Consider the following 14,218-nt stretch of genomic DNA (forward strand, 5'->3'; position numbering starts at 1 on the left):
TCAAATTACTACACTTTCAAATTATTACACGATTGCCAACAGATCGCTTTCACGCATAATCAGTAGATCCTGACCTTCGATCTGGATTTCTGTACCGGCATATTTGCCATACAATACCGTATCGCCCACTTTTACGGTCATGGGCTCATCTTTTTTACCGGTTCCGGCAGCTACGATGGTTCCACGTTGGGGTTTTTCTTTTGCAGTGTCAGGGATGATAATTCCGCCGGCAGTTTTTTCTTCAGCAGCGGCCGGCTTAACAATTACTCTGTCATGCAGAGGAGTAACGTTGAGTTTCTTAGCCATACGTTATTGGTTTTTAATTTAATAAGGTTTAAAATCTGATTCTATTTCATCGAGAATTATGCCATTAGGGGTCAATAGGTCAAAATTTCAGTTTTGATGCCATTTTTTACCCTGATCCCTCTATAACACTGTCAGAACGGGCGGCAAAGATGCAGGAAGTTTCCCGTTTCTGGTGTCAATTTTTCATTTTAGGAGATTTCTGAAAAATATTGTCGGTGGTCAATCCAAACCATTCCATCTGCCGTATATGTCATTAAAACGTCATAAAATGAAACTGATCAAACGCATTACAAAAGGAATCCTGATCCTGTTTCTGGTACTGTTTGCCAGTCTTTTCATATACGCCAACTGGAGCGAGCCCAGTTTGGGAGAAAGGGTTTATATGGAGAATCCTACGCAAATCGTGGTTATGCGTTTTCCAGAGGGATTTACGGGGAAAGATTCTGCTGCTATCGACCACTACTTCATGACACAAAAAGGGGTGTATTCAAATATTGTCAGCCTCAATAGCCAGACATTATGCGTAACCATTGATCCAAGAGTAACCAATCGTTCAGCTATACTGGATGCCGCCAAAGCATACAATACATCTATTGTTGAACGTGCACCACTGAATTCCAGAGCTGAATGTCCGGTAAATCTGCATGCTTTCAGGAAAATTACCTATGCCCTGAATGTTCGTAAGTAAATATCATTTCATCACTAACCAATAAATCAATAAAAAATGAAAAAAAGTCTGTTACGTATGTCAGCTGTAGCACTTTCTGCTGCTATGCTGTTTACAGCATGTAAAAAAGATGATGCACCGCCTGCAAACGCTGGGAGCGAATTGTACAAAAGGCTGGGTAGTAATGCCGGTATAAAGAAAGTAGTGGACGACTTTATAGGCATTGTAGTAGCCGATAATGTGATCAACGGTTTTTTTGCAAATACCGCAAAATCCCAGGAGCGGGTAGATGATCTTAAAATGAACCTCGTAAACCAGATTGGTCAGGCTGTTGGTGGACCGGAAAAGTATACAGGTTTGTCTATGAAGGCGGCGCATGTGGGGCTGGGTATTAAAGATGTGCATTTCAATGCATTGGTAAACGACCTGGTTGCGGCATTGAAAAAGAACAATGTAAGTGACGCAGATGTGAATACCATTGGCGGGGTATTACTGCCTATGAGAGCAGACATTGTTGAGCCTTAATCCGGAATGGATTATTTATAGGTTGTATCAAGGTTAAACCTGTCCGTTCCCGGACGGGTTTTTTCATTTTGACCGGGTGCCTGAAAACAATACCTTTGCCGCTTCCAAACAAGTTCTTACCAGATGATCAGTAGAAGAAATATTCGTGTGAAAGTGATGCAGCTGCTCTATATGATAGAGGCTGCCGATACAAGTGTGACCCGTCAGAAACCGGAAGTTGAATTAAAAAAGCAATTCGATCAAACAACATCCCTGTTTGTTTACCTGCTTTATTTTATTACACAGGTAGCCCGCTATGCGGAAACCAATGCGGTAAAACGTGCTTCACGTAACCTGCCAACCAATGCCGACCTGAACGTAAACACTAAAATAGCAGGTAATGAACTCCTGTGGATCATTCTGGAAAGTGCCACTTTCCAGAAAGCGATAGAAATCTATCTGCCTGAGAAAATACTGGATAAGGATCTTGTACAGAAAGTTTACAATGAACTTACAGAAACGACTCAATATCAGGAATATATATCTGTTGAGGGTAGGGATAAGAATAAGGAAAGAGAAATTATTAAACTCATTTTTACCCATCTCATGCTTCCCAATGAGTCATTCACAAGTCATATTGAAGAGCATTATAATAACTGGGATGACGATGCAGAGATGATGGAACAGCTCATGCTGAATTATATTCAGAAGCCAGCCAGTTATAACCTGCAGGAAATGGTGAGTCAGGAAAAATGGCAGTTTGCCAAATCATTACTTATTACAAGTATTGAGAAAAAAGAGCAGGCTACTGAACTGATCAAACCCAAATTAAAAAACTGGGATGCTGAAAGAATAGCACAGTTAGATATGGTACTGATGAGAATGGGCGTTTGTGAATTGCTGTACTTTGAAACCATTCCGACAAAAGTAACCATCAATGAATACATTGATCTTGCAAAAGAGTATAGCACACAACAAAGTGGGCAGTTTGTGAATGGTATTCTCGATAATATCCATAAAGAACTGACAGAAGCAGGCAAGATCCAAAAAATCGGATATAAGAAATAAGTAACGAGGAACAAGTAACAAGTTTTTTTATGAAAAGAATAGTTGTTATTGTGTTTATAGTCAGTAGCTGGATGATGGCCTGTACCGGGCCCGATAAAACTGCACCGGCGGCAGATTCTCATCTGGCAGACACTGCCAATTACACCACCATACAATGGCTGGATTCACTGGTGGATTTTGGTACCATTACACAGGGTGAGAAAATACAGCTGAAGTTCAGGTTTAAGAATACGGGTAATAAGCCCCTTTTTATTACCAATGTGAGAGCAGGATGTGGCTGTACGGTTCCGAGTTATACAAAAGAAGCAGTGGCGCCAGGTGCAGAAGGAGAGGTGATGGCTGCATTCGATACCAATCGCTCGCTGGCTGGAGATACCAGAAAAACAGTGGTGGTGCATACAAATACCCGTAATGGAAGCGAACACAACCTTATCTTTACAGGCCATGTAAAAGAAGCAAAAGTTAATTAGTCATTTATCATTTAAACAAATAACAATGTTTTATCTCAATTCAGTATTACTTGCAGCTGGCGGACAACAAGGTGGTGGAATGGTACAGTTGGTAATGATGGGTGCCATCATTCTCGTGTTTTGGTTATTTATGATCCGCCCACAGGCGAAAAAAGCCAAAGAGCAGAAAAAATTCGTGGATAACATGCAAAAAGGCGATAAAATTGTAACCATTGCAGGTATCCACGGTGTGATCAATAAGATCAATGAAGACAATACCATTCAATTGGAAGTAAGTCCCGGCAGCTACCTGAAGATTGAAAAATCTTCTGTAAGTATGGAATGGAGTGCTGCGATTAATAAGTCTTCAGACAAGAAATAATCATCTTCATCAAAAGAAAATAAAGGTTCGGGAAGTCTCTTTCCGAACCTTCTTGTTTTATCTTTAGCTTGTGTTAAAAATTGGTCTCACCGGCGGTATTGGCAGTGGAAAATCTACTGTGGCGGGTATCTTTCAGGTACTGGGTATTCCTGTGTTTGATGCCGATGCCAATGCAAGGCAACTGATGGAATCAGATGCACAATTACAAAAAGAGGTAGTGACATTGTTTGGTTCATCGGCTTACGAGGCAGGGAAGCTTAACCGCAAACTGATAGCTGATATTGTTTTTCAGGATCCTTTCCAACTCGAAAAACTCAATGCCATCGTACATCCGGCTACCATCAGGGCCGCAGAAGAATGGGCCATCCGTCAGAACGCACCTTATATTATCAAAGAAGCTGCGCTTTTCTTTGAAGCAGGGTCAGCCGATGGTATGGATTATATCATAGGTGTTTATGCACCTCAGCATGTGCGTTTACATCGTGTGATGAAAAGAGATCAGGTGTCAAGAGAAGATGTTTTGCATAGAATGCAAAGACAGATCCAAGAGGAAATAAAAATGCGTTTGTGTGATTATGTGGTGTTAAATGATGATCAACACCTGGTAATACCACAGGTTTTACAGTTGCATGAAAGGTTTTTAGAGGAAGCTAAAGAACCCCTTTATGAATAAAGTAAATGTAAGAGAGGCTTTTGAAAAAGTAAATGGATACTGGAATCCCACGGTAGCTGGAGCTTTGAACGGACAGGAAGTGAAACTGGTAAAATTCAAAGGGCCCTTTACCTGGCATCATCACGACAACGAAGATGAATTGTTTTATGTAGTTAAGGGGTCTTTTGTGATGGAAATGAGAGATCAGAATATTACCCTGCATGAAGGTGATTTTCTGGTGGTTCCCAAAGGCGTGGAACACAGACCCAATGCGGACGAAGAAGTATGGGTCATGTTATTTGAGCCTGCAACTACCCTGAATACAGGCAATACAGAAAATGAATTCACAAAACATAGATTAGACAGATTATGATTGCAGCAACACCAAAGCCACCCTATTACGCGGTAATCTTTACCAACGAATTAACCGTATATACAGATGGATATGAGGCCATGGCTGAAAAAATGTGCGAAATGGCATTACAGGAGCCTGGTTGTCTTGGTTTTGAATCGGTTAGAAATGGTTTAGGTATCACTATTTCTTATTGGGATAGCCTTGAATCCATCAAAAACTGGAAAGCCAATACCGAGCATCTGGAAGCGCAGCATTTAGGTAGAGAAATTTGGTATAAATACTTTAAAACAAGAATTTGCAAAGTAGAAAGAGATTATGGCTTCGAAAGAAACGTTGAGTAAATATAATCCCCTTCTGAATATATGATCCTTGCCCCCCAAGCCCCCAATGAACAGGAACGTTTATTGGAACTCATGCGTTACGAAGTACTCCACACCCAGTATGAGGAAGACTTTGATCAGATTGTGAAATTAGCATCATCCATTTGTCAAACACCGATATCGACCATTACACTACTAGACATACACAAGCAATGGTTTAAAGCAAAAATTGGTATTGATAATACAGATGGCGCCCGAGACACTTCTTTTTGCGGGCATGCCATATTGCAATCTGATATCATGGAAGTAAGTGATGCACTTACAGATGAACGTTTTCATGATAATCCGCTTGTACTCGATGATCCCAAAATCAGATTTTATGCAGGATACCCGCTGGTGAGTCCGGCAGGTTATACATTGGGAACACTTTGTGTGATAGATAATGTTCCCAGAAGCCTTACAGATGAACAGAAATTCACCTTGCGTACACTTGGTAATCAGGTGATGAAATTATTTGAGCTGCGTTTAAAAAATAAAGAAGAGCTTGTCAGGAACCAGCTGATTGAGGAACAGAAAAAGAAACTGGAAGAATCGAAAGCGATTCAGCATAAAATTATTTCCATTATTGCCCACGATGTAAGAGGACCTGTTGCTTCTGTAAAAGCCATGATTGAACTCACCAAAGAAAAAAAACTGACAGAGGCTGAAATAACGGAACTGATGGATTTGCTGGATAAACAACTGGATGGAACGCTGGGTATGCTTACCAACCTGGTTGAATGGGGAAGTATTCTGTTGAAAAAAGAAAGCCTGAGCCTGGAAAGGGTCACTTTAGGGGTTCTCACAGAAAGACTTCTAAATGACCTGCAACCTTTTACCAGTATTAAGGAAAATAAGCTTATTAACAGGGTGAGCAAGGATTGTAAAGTATGGGCTGATGAAAATACACTCAGGTTCATGCTTCGCAATATCATCGGTAATGCCAATAAATTTACCAGTAAGGGCATTATATCAATCGCATCAGAGAAAATGGATAATGGGATGGTGAAAATTTCCATAACAGATTCAGGATGTGGAATGCCCGAATCTGTTCAAAAACACTTGTTCAATCCCACAAAACGTCAAAGTCGTGAAGGAACCCATAAAGAAAAGGGGAGTGGACTTGGACTTATTCTTACCAAAGAATTCGCAGAAGCCATGAATGGGCATGTTGAAGTACAAAGCAAAGAGGGCGAGGGAACAACGGTAAGTATATTCATACCTGTAGCAGTGAGTAGTGAATCGTGAATGGTGAATGGTCAATGGTGAATAAAAAAAAATATTGTGTTTACACAATATTGATTGTCGGGGTCAAGTTTCGTTTATTGACCATTGACCATTGACCATTGACCATTGACCATTGACCATTGACCATTGACCATTGACCATTGACCATTGACCATTGACCATTGACCATTGACCATTCGCTATTTCCCGCCCGCAACTTCCTCAATCACTTTACCCACAGCACCATTGGGCATTTGTATACTGAGCATGGCAGCTACCGTTACGGCAATATCGGTCATGTATCTTTCTTTATAGCTTTTGCCGGGTTTCACTTTCCATCCATACCATACCAATGGAATATGTGCATCGTATGGATTCCAGACACTATGATCGGTTCCTTTGCTGTTATCCTTAAACCAGTTAGGTCGGGGTATTACCTGTAAATCAGCACTTCTGTAAGGGAAATAACCATTGATCAGGCGTTCACGTATGGTTTGCTGCAGGTTCGATTCCCCAAGCTCTTCTTTATCCACTACACGGTAAATACCTTCTTCTTTTTCCATCATTGAAATAATCACTGATTTGATTTCTTCGGTATCCAGTTTTAATGAATCGATTTCTTTGTGGTTGAGGGCAAGATTATAATAGGTTGAATTAATAATGCCGTTCTTCAGTTTATATTTTGACTGTAATTCTGCATTCACCTTTCTTACTATAGTACCCAATGGAATAGAGCCCCCTGGCAGGTTATGTTCTTTAAGAAATCCCGGAACATGTGCTGCCCCATGGTCTGCTGTAAGAAACAAAAGATAGTTACCCTTGCCAACCTGTGTATCCAGAAAATTCAGGAACTGCTCAATATCTTTATCCAGTCTCAGGTAAGTGTCTTCCAGTTCAATGGCATTAGGGCCAAAAGTATGACCAGCATAATCAGGAGAAGATATACTTACAGCCAGAAAATCTGTCTCCTGACTCTTTCCCATTTTTTCATTTATAGCCGCAGCTTTTGCCATTTCAAAGGTATAAGTGGCAGCCTGAGGCAGGTGAGGGAATTTGTAATAGTCCTTGCCGATAAAAGATGTTAAGTCGTACGGAAATGTATTTTTAGGGCCAAGCTCCATGCGTTCGTAATCCTTTGCATCCGCCGAACTCTGCGTGTAAGTATCTATCGGATAAAGTGTTTTCCATCCCTCTTTATAATAAGCATCCGGTAATTTTCTGGCATTGAAATCTTTTACCCACTGTGGTAGGTCAGTCATATAATAGGTGCTGCTGATAAATACCCCTTTCGATTCGTCATACCAATAAGCAGCATTGGCTGAATGTCCGGCAGGAAGAATAGCACCACGGTCTTTGATTGAAATGCCAATCACTTTACTTCTGAAATTAGTGGCCAGGCGCAGTTCATCCGTTACCGTATTACTCACGAGGTTAAATGGACTCATCTCTCCGTCATGACTGTCTGAGCCTACTGTTTTCACTGATTTGTCTTCTACGCAATACATGCTTTTTTGAAGCTTGCTGTCCCACCAGTTATTTCCGGTAATTCCATTGATGGCAGGAACGGTTCCGGTATAAACACAGGCATGTCCGCAGCCCGTAGCAGTAGGAGTGTAAGGAATAAAAGTATTCTCACAGCTAAAGCCCTGGTTCAGCAAACGGTTGAATCCCCCTTTCCCATAGCGGTTCTGGTAACGGTACAGATAATCCCAGCGCATCTGGTCTATCATTAACCCAACTACCAGTTTAGGGCGCGAAATACCTGAAGAAGCAGGATTTGTGCTGTTCTGGCTAAAACCTTTATTGATGAGCAGGATAAGGGCAGATATCAGGAATATTTTTTTCATGTGACGCAATTTTGCTGAGTTGAAGCTGAATAATCGGGTGTGAAGATAAGGCAGCGTGAATAAATGCCCTTGCCCCTTCGCTATGAAAAGGTTATTTTTGCGGCAATTTAGAAACAAAGTAATAATTTAATAATATGGCAGACATTTTTGAGAAACTGGTTAAGAACTATGGTCCGATTGGTCAGCACCGCGAACGTGCGCATGGTTACTTTGCTTTCCCTAAACTGGAAGGTGAAATAGGAGGCCGCATGAATTTTCGTGGAAAAGAAATGATTGTATGGAGCCTCAATAACTATCTCGGACTGGCCAATCATCCGGAAGTACGTAAAACAGATGCAGAAGCTTCTCAGCAATTTGGTCTGGCACTTCCTATGGGAGCCCGTATGATGAGTGGTAACAGTAATTACCATGAACAACTCGAAAAAGAACTGGCTGAATTTGAATCAAAAGAAGATGCGATCCTCATGAACTTCGGATATCAGGGTATCATGAGTGCTATTGACGCCATCTGTGGTCGTCATGACGTGATCGTTTACGATGCGGAAAGCCATGCATGTATCATTGATGGTCTGCGCCTGCATCCCGGCCACCGTTATGTGTTCAAGCATAATGATATAGAAGACTGTGAAAAACAATTGCAAAGAGCAACGGCTTTAATTGAGAAGCAAAAAACAGGCGGTATCCTGGTTATTACAGAAGGTGTGTTTGGTATGGCCGGTGACCAGGGTAAACTGAAAGAAATTGCTGAACTGAAAAATAAATATGAGTTCCGGTTACTGGTGGATGATGCACATGGATTTGGTACACTTGGTAAAACAGGTGCCGGCGCTGGTGAAGCACAAGGTTGTCAGGATGCCATTGATCTTTATTTTTCAACTTTTGCGAAATCCATGGCATCTATCGGTGCTTTTATGGCCGGTCCAAAAATCATCATTGATTACATTCGCTACAATATCAGATCTCAGATCTTTGCTAAAAGCTTACCCATGCCGATTGTAGTGGGTAATCTCAAAAGACTGGATATGCTGAGAACCATGCCGGAGCTGAAAGAAAAACTCTGGAGCAATGCGATGAAACTGCAGAATGGTCTGAAAGAAAGAGGTTTTGATATCGGTAAAACAGATACACCTGTTACACCTGTTTACATGAAGGGTGGGGTAGAAGAAGCTACTGCGATGGTAATGGATCTGCGTGAGAACTACCATATATTCTGCTCGATTGTGGTATATCCTGTTATTCCGAAAGGACATATCATTTATCGCTTAATTCCTACCGCAGCGCACACCGATCAGGATATTGAAGAAACACTGAAGGCATTCAGTGAAACCAAGGCAAAACTGGACGCAGGTGCCTATAAGGCGGAAGCTATTCCTGATATGGCGGAAACGAAGTAAAACAGCGGAATACGAAACAGAGGAATAAGGAATGAAGAAAGTGTAGAAGAATTCATAAAAAAAGCCGCACATGAATAATGGTGCGGCTTTTTATTTTATGAAAAGGCGTAAGGGTAAAGCCCTACAATTTCTTGATCAGTTCGGTTCCCAATTTTACGTATTCTTCATTGGGTGAAGGTGCGGCTTTGGCCAGTTCAATACATTTTTCTGCGCTGGCTTTGGCACTTACTTTATCACCCAGATCGCGCTGAATCTTGGCTTTGAGCAGGAAAATCCAGTAACCGTTCGGGTTGGCTTCCGTTGCTTTGGTTGCTGCACTCAGGGCCTTATTCAAGTCCTTATCCATTTCATAATAGAAATTGGCAGCAGGAAAATAAGCGTTTGGATTTACTTTTTCTGCACTGAGGGCTTTCTCAACCTGTGCACGCAAACGATCCTTGATATTGGTGCTGATGGGTATTCTTACGGCGGTAGTTCCCCATACAATATTCAGATCGCAGGTTTCAGGAGCAATATTGGAGAATTGCATGGTAAAAGTTTCGGTATTACCGGCTGCTTTATCAGCTTTTACTTTAAAGCGAACCACATCTTCCGCTTCTTTATATCCATCTGTACCCCAGTTGCCAAGGCCTTTATTCAGAATCACATCCCAGTTGTCTTTACCCGGAATGGTATACAGTACATATGAACCGGTATCCAGTTTTTTACCACCGATGGTTACATTGTCTGTAAATCGTAAACGGGTAGCTGCATTGGCACCTGTGCGCCATAATTTGTTTAAAGGGGCCAGATCGCTGCCTTCTTTCAGCAGGCTTCTGCCATTGATATTCGGACGCGAATAAGTGAGCTCTATAGAACCCATACCAAATGCCTGAGTAATACGCTGCGTGGTACTGGGCTGAGGCATACTTATTTGCGCAAATGCATGGATGCTGCAAAATGTGGCAGCAAGCAATAAAAGTTTTTTCATACTAATCATCGTTTTAGAATTGCAAACCTAATTTTTTTATATAACAAAAACGATATAATACAGGAATGGCAGAATCAAAATGATAAAACAACTTTATGGTCTGTTGCAGATAAAGTTTCCGTTTTCTCCCAGGAAGGCCCGGTTTTTAGAAGTTTTGTAAATCTTTTCTTGAACAGTCGGCTATGTTTTTTTGTAAAGCTAACTTTAGTTATGTAACCGTTACTGTTGAACGAAAGTATGCATTCAATATTACCCTTGAGTTCCGAACTGTCCCATTGTTGTCTTTGCCATTGCTGCCTGATCAAAAGTATGAATGCGTCAATGCCACCCGGCGGACGAATGCTGGTAGTATCCTTCACCGCATTTTCTTTACTTACCGAACCTGTAAAAGAAGTCTTTCTTTCTCTTCCGTATCCAACTACCACCACTTCATTCAATGTCTCAGATCCTTGCCTCAATGCCACAAAATTATTGGCAGCAGCTGACAGGTTGAGGGTTACAGGTTGGTGACCCAGTGCGCTTACAGTAGCATTCATCACACTATCCTTGCTATTGATCTGGAATGATCCGTCTGAATAGGTTGTAATGGCTTTTTGTACACCTGCAGTCGTAAATTGAACAGTAGCATAGGATAAAGGCTTTTGCATAAAGCCTACTACCTTACCTTTCAAAACATAAGATGGTGAAGCAGGGAGTACTTGTACCCCGGCAACTTTACCGCTCAATGCCTGACTTATTACTGTTCTATTACTTAAGGTAGCAGCGCTGCTTCGCATTAATTGGTCTTGCATCATGCTATCGGTTAATGCCTTTTTTTGTATATTCTCAGATATGGTTGCTGCTTCCTGCAGTTTATGGGTATAAACATCTTTCAGCACGGTAGTTGGCTGTTCCTTTTCCTTAACAGAAGGAGGAGCCGTCTGCGCAATGAGTGTATTTTTTCCGGCAGCTTCTGATAAACTTCTTTGTGTGTCTTTATCGGAAACCTGTGGTGATGGCGTAAATACATCCTGCATACTGTCTTTGTTGGAAACAGTTGCACTGGCAAGCTTCGGGGAAGGAACTGGCTGGTTGAATTTCCATACTATCGTGCCTACACCTGCCAATAGTATACAGATGGCTGCCATTTGCAACCATGGGGCACCTGGTTTTCGCAAAGGAACCATTTTGCCGCTTTCTTTTTCACCTGCAACCAACTGACGTATATCCATCAGGTGCTGCCGGCCCTGATCCAAATCAGCATCCTGGTATCCTTCCAGGGCATCTGCAAGAAAGGGGTCGCTTAACGCAGCTCTCTCCAGTCCATGCATTTCTGCAGGAGAAAGCTCACTCCTCAGGTATTTTTCAATCACTGAAAAATCGTAACGATATGTATGATCCTTAGGCATTTTTCTCCATACATTTTTTTAGATTTCTTCTGCCGTTTTGTATCAGGCTGCGAACCTTGTCCCATTCAAAACCCGTCAATGCTGTAATCTCTTTATAACACTTCCCTTCCAGATAGAACAAGCGAATGGTATGCTGTTGTTCATCCTGCAGGGATTTTACACAGTTATCCAGTTTTTTAAATTGTTGCTCTTTTGCCAGTAAATCATCCAGATGCCCATCTTCCCCCGATTGCATAAATTCAGGTTGGAATGCTATGGTAATATTTTTTTTGTTTTTCCGAAGCCACATCAGGCAATGGTTTTTTGTAACCACATAGAGCCAGCTTTTGAAATGAGCTACTTCATGGCTCCGTAGTTTCTGTACCAGCTCCTGGTAAATATTCATTACAGCATCCTTGGCCTGATCCGCATCTCTTACATATTTAAGTGCTGTTCCATATACAAGGTCGCTGTAACGTAAAAAAAGAACGGCCAGGTGTTCCTGATTACCCGTTTGCTGATACGCAAGGATTAATTGCTCATCAGTAGCAGGTGAAATTTTTTCTATGTGCGCGGCCGGTAACATTCTGATCGACAAGATAATTTTTTTTAAGATGCGTGTGTAATCAGAATTACATAAGCATCCTATAAAAAAAATGTTATGAAATACCTGATGATTGCTTTCCTGTTGCTGTCAGTGGCAGTGATGGGTTTTACACCTGCTGAAATATTTATTCAGGGTATAGTGAAAGATGAAAAGGGAATGCCGGTAGTAGCTGCCAGTGTTATAGAAACCAATACAAAGAATGTCTCGGAAACCAACGCCGAGGGAAAATTCAGGTTAAAAGTCAATAAAGAAAAAACCGAAATTACGGTAATGGCTATCGGATTTAAGGAACAGAAACTGAAAGTTACTCAATCGCAAATTATTTTGGTGGTACTCAAGGCCGATTCGAAAGCATTAACAGAAGTAGTGGTTACAGCATATGCCAAACAAAGGAAAATGGATATGACCGGATCTGTTGTTATACCCTCATCTGTTCATCAGTATAGCGCTTCAAATATTTCTCAGCAATTACAGGGTACAGTTGCTGGGGTAACGGTAGTAAAGGGGAACGGTAAGCCATTCAAAGATGAATGGCACGACCCAAAAAGAAGAATGCATGATCATGAAAAGAATTTTAACCGGGAAGGCTATGATGCCATAACCGAAAATACATTTCAATCCGTTACAGAACAGCCTTTATCTACCTTCTCCATTGATGTGGATGCTGCATCTTACAGTAATCTCAGGCGATTTATTCAAAATAATCAGTTGCCACCTGCTGGAGCAGTACGAATCGAAGAAATGATCAACTACTTTTCTTATCAATATCCGCAACCCAAAGAAAACCAGCCCTTCAGTGTCAATACAGAAATTACAGATTGCCCATGGAACAAAAAGCACCAGCTGATGCTGGTGGGTTTACAGGGTAAGCAGATTGATCTAACCGATTTGCCGGCATCTAATCTTGTTTTTCTGATAGATGTGAGTGGTAGTATGTATGCAGAAAACAAATTACCATTGGTTAAAGCTTCACTGAAACTATTGGCTGATCAGTTAAGACCTAAAGACAAAGTATCCATTGTTACCTATGCAGGTAGTGTTGGACTGGTATTGCCTGCCACGAGTGGGGAATATCGCACCAAAATAAAAGAAGTGATCGACAGGTTGGAAGCGGGGGGGGCTACAGCGGGGGGGGCGGGTATTCAGCTGGCCTATAAAGTAGCCAGGGAACAATACAAAGAGAAAGGAAATAACCGGGTGATACTTTGTACCGATGGCGATTTTAATGTAGGACAAACAAGTGATGCGGCTTTGGAAACCATGATTGAGCAGGAAAGAAGATCCGGCATTTTTTTAACGGTACTGGGTTATGGTATGGGTAATTACCAGGATGCTAAAATGCAAAAGCTGGCAGATAAGGGTAATGGCAACCATGCTTATATTGATGGTATTGCTGAAGCCAAAAAAGTATTGATCAGTGAATTTGGAGGAACACTCTATACCATAGCAAAAGATGTAAAACTACAGATAGAGTTTAATCCAAGGCATGTCAAAGGCTACCGGCTTATTGGTTATGAAAACCGTATGCTGGCTAAAGAAGATTTTAATAATGACCAGAAGGATGCGGGTGATATGGGAAGCGGACATACCGTAACAGCGATCTATGAGTTGGTACCTCCGGATGCTGAAATTCCTGCACATGTATCTGTAGATCCTCTTAAATACCAGCACAAAGATTCACAAAAACAGCCTGAAAAAAATTACGCAAATACTGATGAACGCGTTACCATAAAGCTCAGGTACAAGGAGCCCGATGGCGAACAAAGTAAATTAATAACAGAAGTGGTAAAAAATGCACCTGTAAAATTCGCTCAGGCTTCCAACAATCTTCGGTTTGCAGCTGCGGTGGCTTCTTTCGGATTAACCCTGCGCGGATCTGCCTATAAGGGTAGTGCAGACTTTGATCAAACGCTGGCCCTGGCAAAATCTGCTTTGGGTACAGATAAAGAAGGTTATAGAAGGGAGTTTATTCAGTTGGTCGAAAAAGCACAGCAAATAGCGTTGCAAAAAACACAGACAAATAATGGTGTTTTCGAATAAGTAAAATGAGGGAGTCTGGTCTGG

Annotated in this window: 16 protein-coding genes; 11 read left to right on the forward strand and 5 right to left on the reverse strand. The window is 41.5% G+C overall.

The features are described from left to right. Positions 1 to 24 precede the first annotated feature (24 nt). Entirely contained in the window at positions 25 to 306 is a 282-nt protein-coding gene (locus BC659_RS16135; RefSeq protein WP_133475620.1) for a co-chaperone GroES, read from the reverse strand. Between the two features lie 268 nt (positions 307 to 574). On the opposite strand from BC659_RS16135, the gene BC659_RS16140 reads away from it, so the two are divergent. The 9 genes from BC659_RS16140 (at position 575) to BC659_RS16180 (ending at position 5,990) form a co-directional block, all read left to right on the forward strand. After that, the gene (locus tag BC659_RS16140) at positions 575 to 994 is read left to right on the forward strand and encodes a hypothetical protein (protein WP_133475621.1); all 420 of its coding nucleotides are present in this window, start codon (positions 575 to 577) and stop codon (positions 992 to 994) included. Positions 995 to 1,030: 36 nt separating this feature from the next. Further along, the gene (locus tag BC659_RS16145; protein ID WP_133475622.1) at positions 1,031 to 1,498 is read left to right on the forward strand and encodes a group I truncated hemoglobin; all 468 of its coding nucleotides are present in this window, start codon (positions 1,031 to 1,033) and stop codon (positions 1,496 to 1,498) included. A 123-nt stretch (positions 1,499 to 1,621) separates the two neighbouring features. Then, positions 1,622 to 2,545 carry a transcription antitermination factor NusB gene (gene nusB, locus BC659_RS16150; RefSeq protein ID WP_133475623.1) on the forward strand — a complete coding sequence of 308 codons (924 nt, stop codon included), beginning with the start codon at positions 1,622 to 1,624 and terminating at the stop codon, positions 2,543 to 2,545. Between the two features lie 29 nt (positions 2,546 to 2,574). After that, positions 2,575 to 3,015, forward strand: a complete 441-nt coding sequence (locus tag BC659_RS16155) for a DUF1573 domain-containing protein (RefSeq protein WP_133475624.1) — start codon at positions 2,575 to 2,577, stop codon at positions 3,013 to 3,015. Between the two features lie 25 nt (positions 3,016 to 3,040). Continuing rightward, positions 3,041 to 3,376, forward strand: coding sequence for a preprotein translocase subunit YajC (gene yajC, locus BC659_RS16160; protein ID WP_133475625.1), 336 nt, complete (start codon positions 3,041 to 3,043; stop codon positions 3,374 to 3,376). A gap of 70 nt (positions 3,377 to 3,446) precedes the next feature. Next, the gene (gene coaE, locus BC659_RS16165; RefSeq protein WP_133475626.1) at positions 3,447 to 4,049 is read left to right on the forward strand and encodes a dephospho-CoA kinase; all 603 of its coding nucleotides are present in this window, start codon (positions 3,447 to 3,449) and stop codon (positions 4,047 to 4,049) included. Next, positions 4,042 to 4,401, forward strand: coding sequence for a cupin domain-containing protein (locus BC659_RS16170; protein WP_133475627.1), 360 nt, complete (start codon positions 4,042 to 4,044; stop codon positions 4,399 to 4,401). Before coaE ends, BC659_RS16170 begins: the two co-directional genes overlap by 8 nt. Then, a complete protein-coding gene (locus BC659_RS16175; protein WP_133475628.1) occupies positions 4,398 to 4,724 on the forward strand; it encodes an antibiotic biosynthesis monooxygenase family protein in 327 nt (108 codons plus the stop codon). The genes BC659_RS16170 and BC659_RS16175 overlap by 4 nt, the downstream gene beginning before the upstream one ends. 21 nt (positions 4,725 to 4,745) lie before the next feature. Further along, entirely contained in the window at positions 4,746 to 5,990 is a 1,245-nt protein-coding gene (locus tag BC659_RS16180; protein WP_133475629.1) for a GAF domain-containing sensor histidine kinase, read from the forward strand. Positions 5,991 to 6,169: 179 nt separating this feature from the next. On the opposite strand, the gene pafA is transcribed toward BC659_RS16180, so the two are convergent. Further along, complete coding sequence (pafA, locus tag BC659_RS16185) at positions 6,170 to 7,816, reverse strand: alkaline phosphatase PafA (protein WP_133475630.1); 1,647 nt, start codon at positions 7,814 to 7,816, stop codon at positions 6,170 to 6,172. 134 nt (positions 7,817 to 7,950) lie between these two features. Between pafA and BC659_RS16190 the strand changes: the two genes are divergently transcribed. Continuing rightward, entirely contained in the window at positions 7,951 to 9,210 is a 1,260-nt protein-coding gene (locus BC659_RS16190; protein ID WP_133475631.1) for an aminotransferase class I/II-fold pyridoxal phosphate-dependent enzyme, read from the forward strand. 121 nt (positions 9,211 to 9,331) lie between these two features. Here the strand turns inward: BC659_RS16190 and BC659_RS16195 are convergent, their stop codons facing one another. The 3 genes from BC659_RS16195 to BC659_RS16205 form a co-directional block, all read right to left on the reverse strand. Then, complete coding sequence (locus tag BC659_RS16195; RefSeq protein ID WP_162847448.1) at positions 9,332 to 10,180, reverse strand: DUF2911 domain-containing protein; 849 nt, start codon at positions 10,178 to 10,180, stop codon at positions 9,332 to 9,334. A 74-nt stretch (positions 10,181 to 10,254) separates the two neighbouring features. Further along, a complete protein-coding gene (locus BC659_RS16200) occupies positions 10,255 to 11,568 on the reverse strand; it encodes a hypothetical protein (RefSeq protein WP_133475633.1) in 1,314 nt (437 codons plus the stop codon). Beyond that, positions 11,561 to 12,145 (reverse strand): RNA polymerase sigma factor, encoded by a 585-nt coding sequence (locus tag BC659_RS16205; RefSeq protein ID WP_246027156.1) that lies wholly within the window; start codon positions 12,143 to 12,145, stop codon positions 11,561 to 11,563. Before BC659_RS16205 ends, BC659_RS16200 begins: the two co-directional genes overlap by 8 nt. A 63-nt stretch (positions 12,146 to 12,208) precedes the next feature. Here BC659_RS16205 and BC659_RS16210 point away from each other — a divergent pair, with 63 nt between their 5' ends. Further along, entirely contained in the window at positions 12,209 to 14,194 is a 1,986-nt protein-coding gene (locus BC659_RS16210; protein ID WP_133475634.1) for a vWA domain-containing protein, read from the forward strand. Positions 14,195 to 14,218: the final 24 nt, after the last annotated feature.

This window comes from Sediminibacterium goheungense (assembly GCF_004361915.1).
In the GTDB taxonomy this organism is placed as follows: domain Bacteria; phylum Bacteroidota; class Bacteroidia; order Chitinophagales; family Chitinophagaceae; genus Sediminibacterium; species Sediminibacterium goheungense.

What these genes read in the sequence shown, in the direction of transcription:
- BC659_RS16210 (WP_133475634.1), top strand. Translation starts at nt 12,209, where the DNA reads ATGAAATACCTGATGATTGCTTTCCTGTTGCTGTCAGTGGCAGTGATG.
- yajC (WP_133475625.1), top strand. Translation starts at nt 3,041, where the DNA reads ATGTTTTATCTCAATTCAGTATTACTTGCAGCTGGCGGACAACAAGGT.
- BC659_RS16200 (WP_133475633.1), bottom strand. Translation starts at nt 11,568, where the DNA reads ATGCCTAAGGATCATACATATCGTTACGATTTTTCAGTGATTGAAAAA.
- BC659_RS16135 (WP_133475620.1), bottom strand. Translation starts at nt 306, where the DNA reads ATGGCTAAGAAACTCAACGTTACTCCTCTGCATGACAGAGTAATTGTT.
- BC659_RS16170 (WP_133475627.1), top strand. Translation starts at nt 4,042, where the DNA reads ATGAATAAAGTAAATGTAAGAGAGGCTTTTGAAAAAGTAAATGGATAC.
- BC659_RS16155 (WP_133475624.1), top strand. Translation starts at nt 2,575, where the DNA reads ATGAAAAGAATAGTTGTTATTGTGTTTATAGTCAGTAGCTGGATGATG.
- nusB (WP_133475623.1), top strand. Translation starts at nt 1,622, where the DNA reads ATGATCAGTAGAAGAAATATTCGTGTGAAAGTGATGCAGCTGCTCTAT.
- BC659_RS16140 (WP_133475621.1), top strand. Translation starts at nt 575, where the DNA reads ATGAAACTGATCAAACGCATTACAAAAGGAATCCTGATCCTGTTTCTG.
- BC659_RS16145 (WP_133475622.1), top strand. Translation starts at nt 1,031, where the DNA reads ATGAAAAAAAGTCTGTTACGTATGTCAGCTGTAGCACTTTCTGCTGCT.
- pafA (WP_133475630.1), bottom strand. Translation starts at nt 7,816, where the DNA reads ATGAAAAAAATATTCCTGATATCTGCCCTTATCCTGCTCATCAATAAA.
- BC659_RS16195 (WP_162847448.1), bottom strand. Translation starts at nt 10,180, where the DNA reads ATGAAAAAACTTTTATTGCTTGCTGCCACATTTTGCAGCATCCATGCA.
- BC659_RS16180 (WP_133475629.1), top strand. Translation starts at nt 4,746, where the DNA reads ATGATCCTTGCCCCCCAAGCCCCCAATGAACAGGAACGTTTATTGGAA.
- BC659_RS16190 (WP_133475631.1), top strand. Translation starts at nt 7,951, where the DNA reads ATGGCAGACATTTTTGAGAAACTGGTTAAGAACTATGGTCCGATTGGT.
- BC659_RS16175 (WP_133475628.1), top strand. Translation starts at nt 4,398, where the DNA reads ATGATTGCAGCAACACCAAAGCCACCCTATTACGCGGTAATCTTTACC.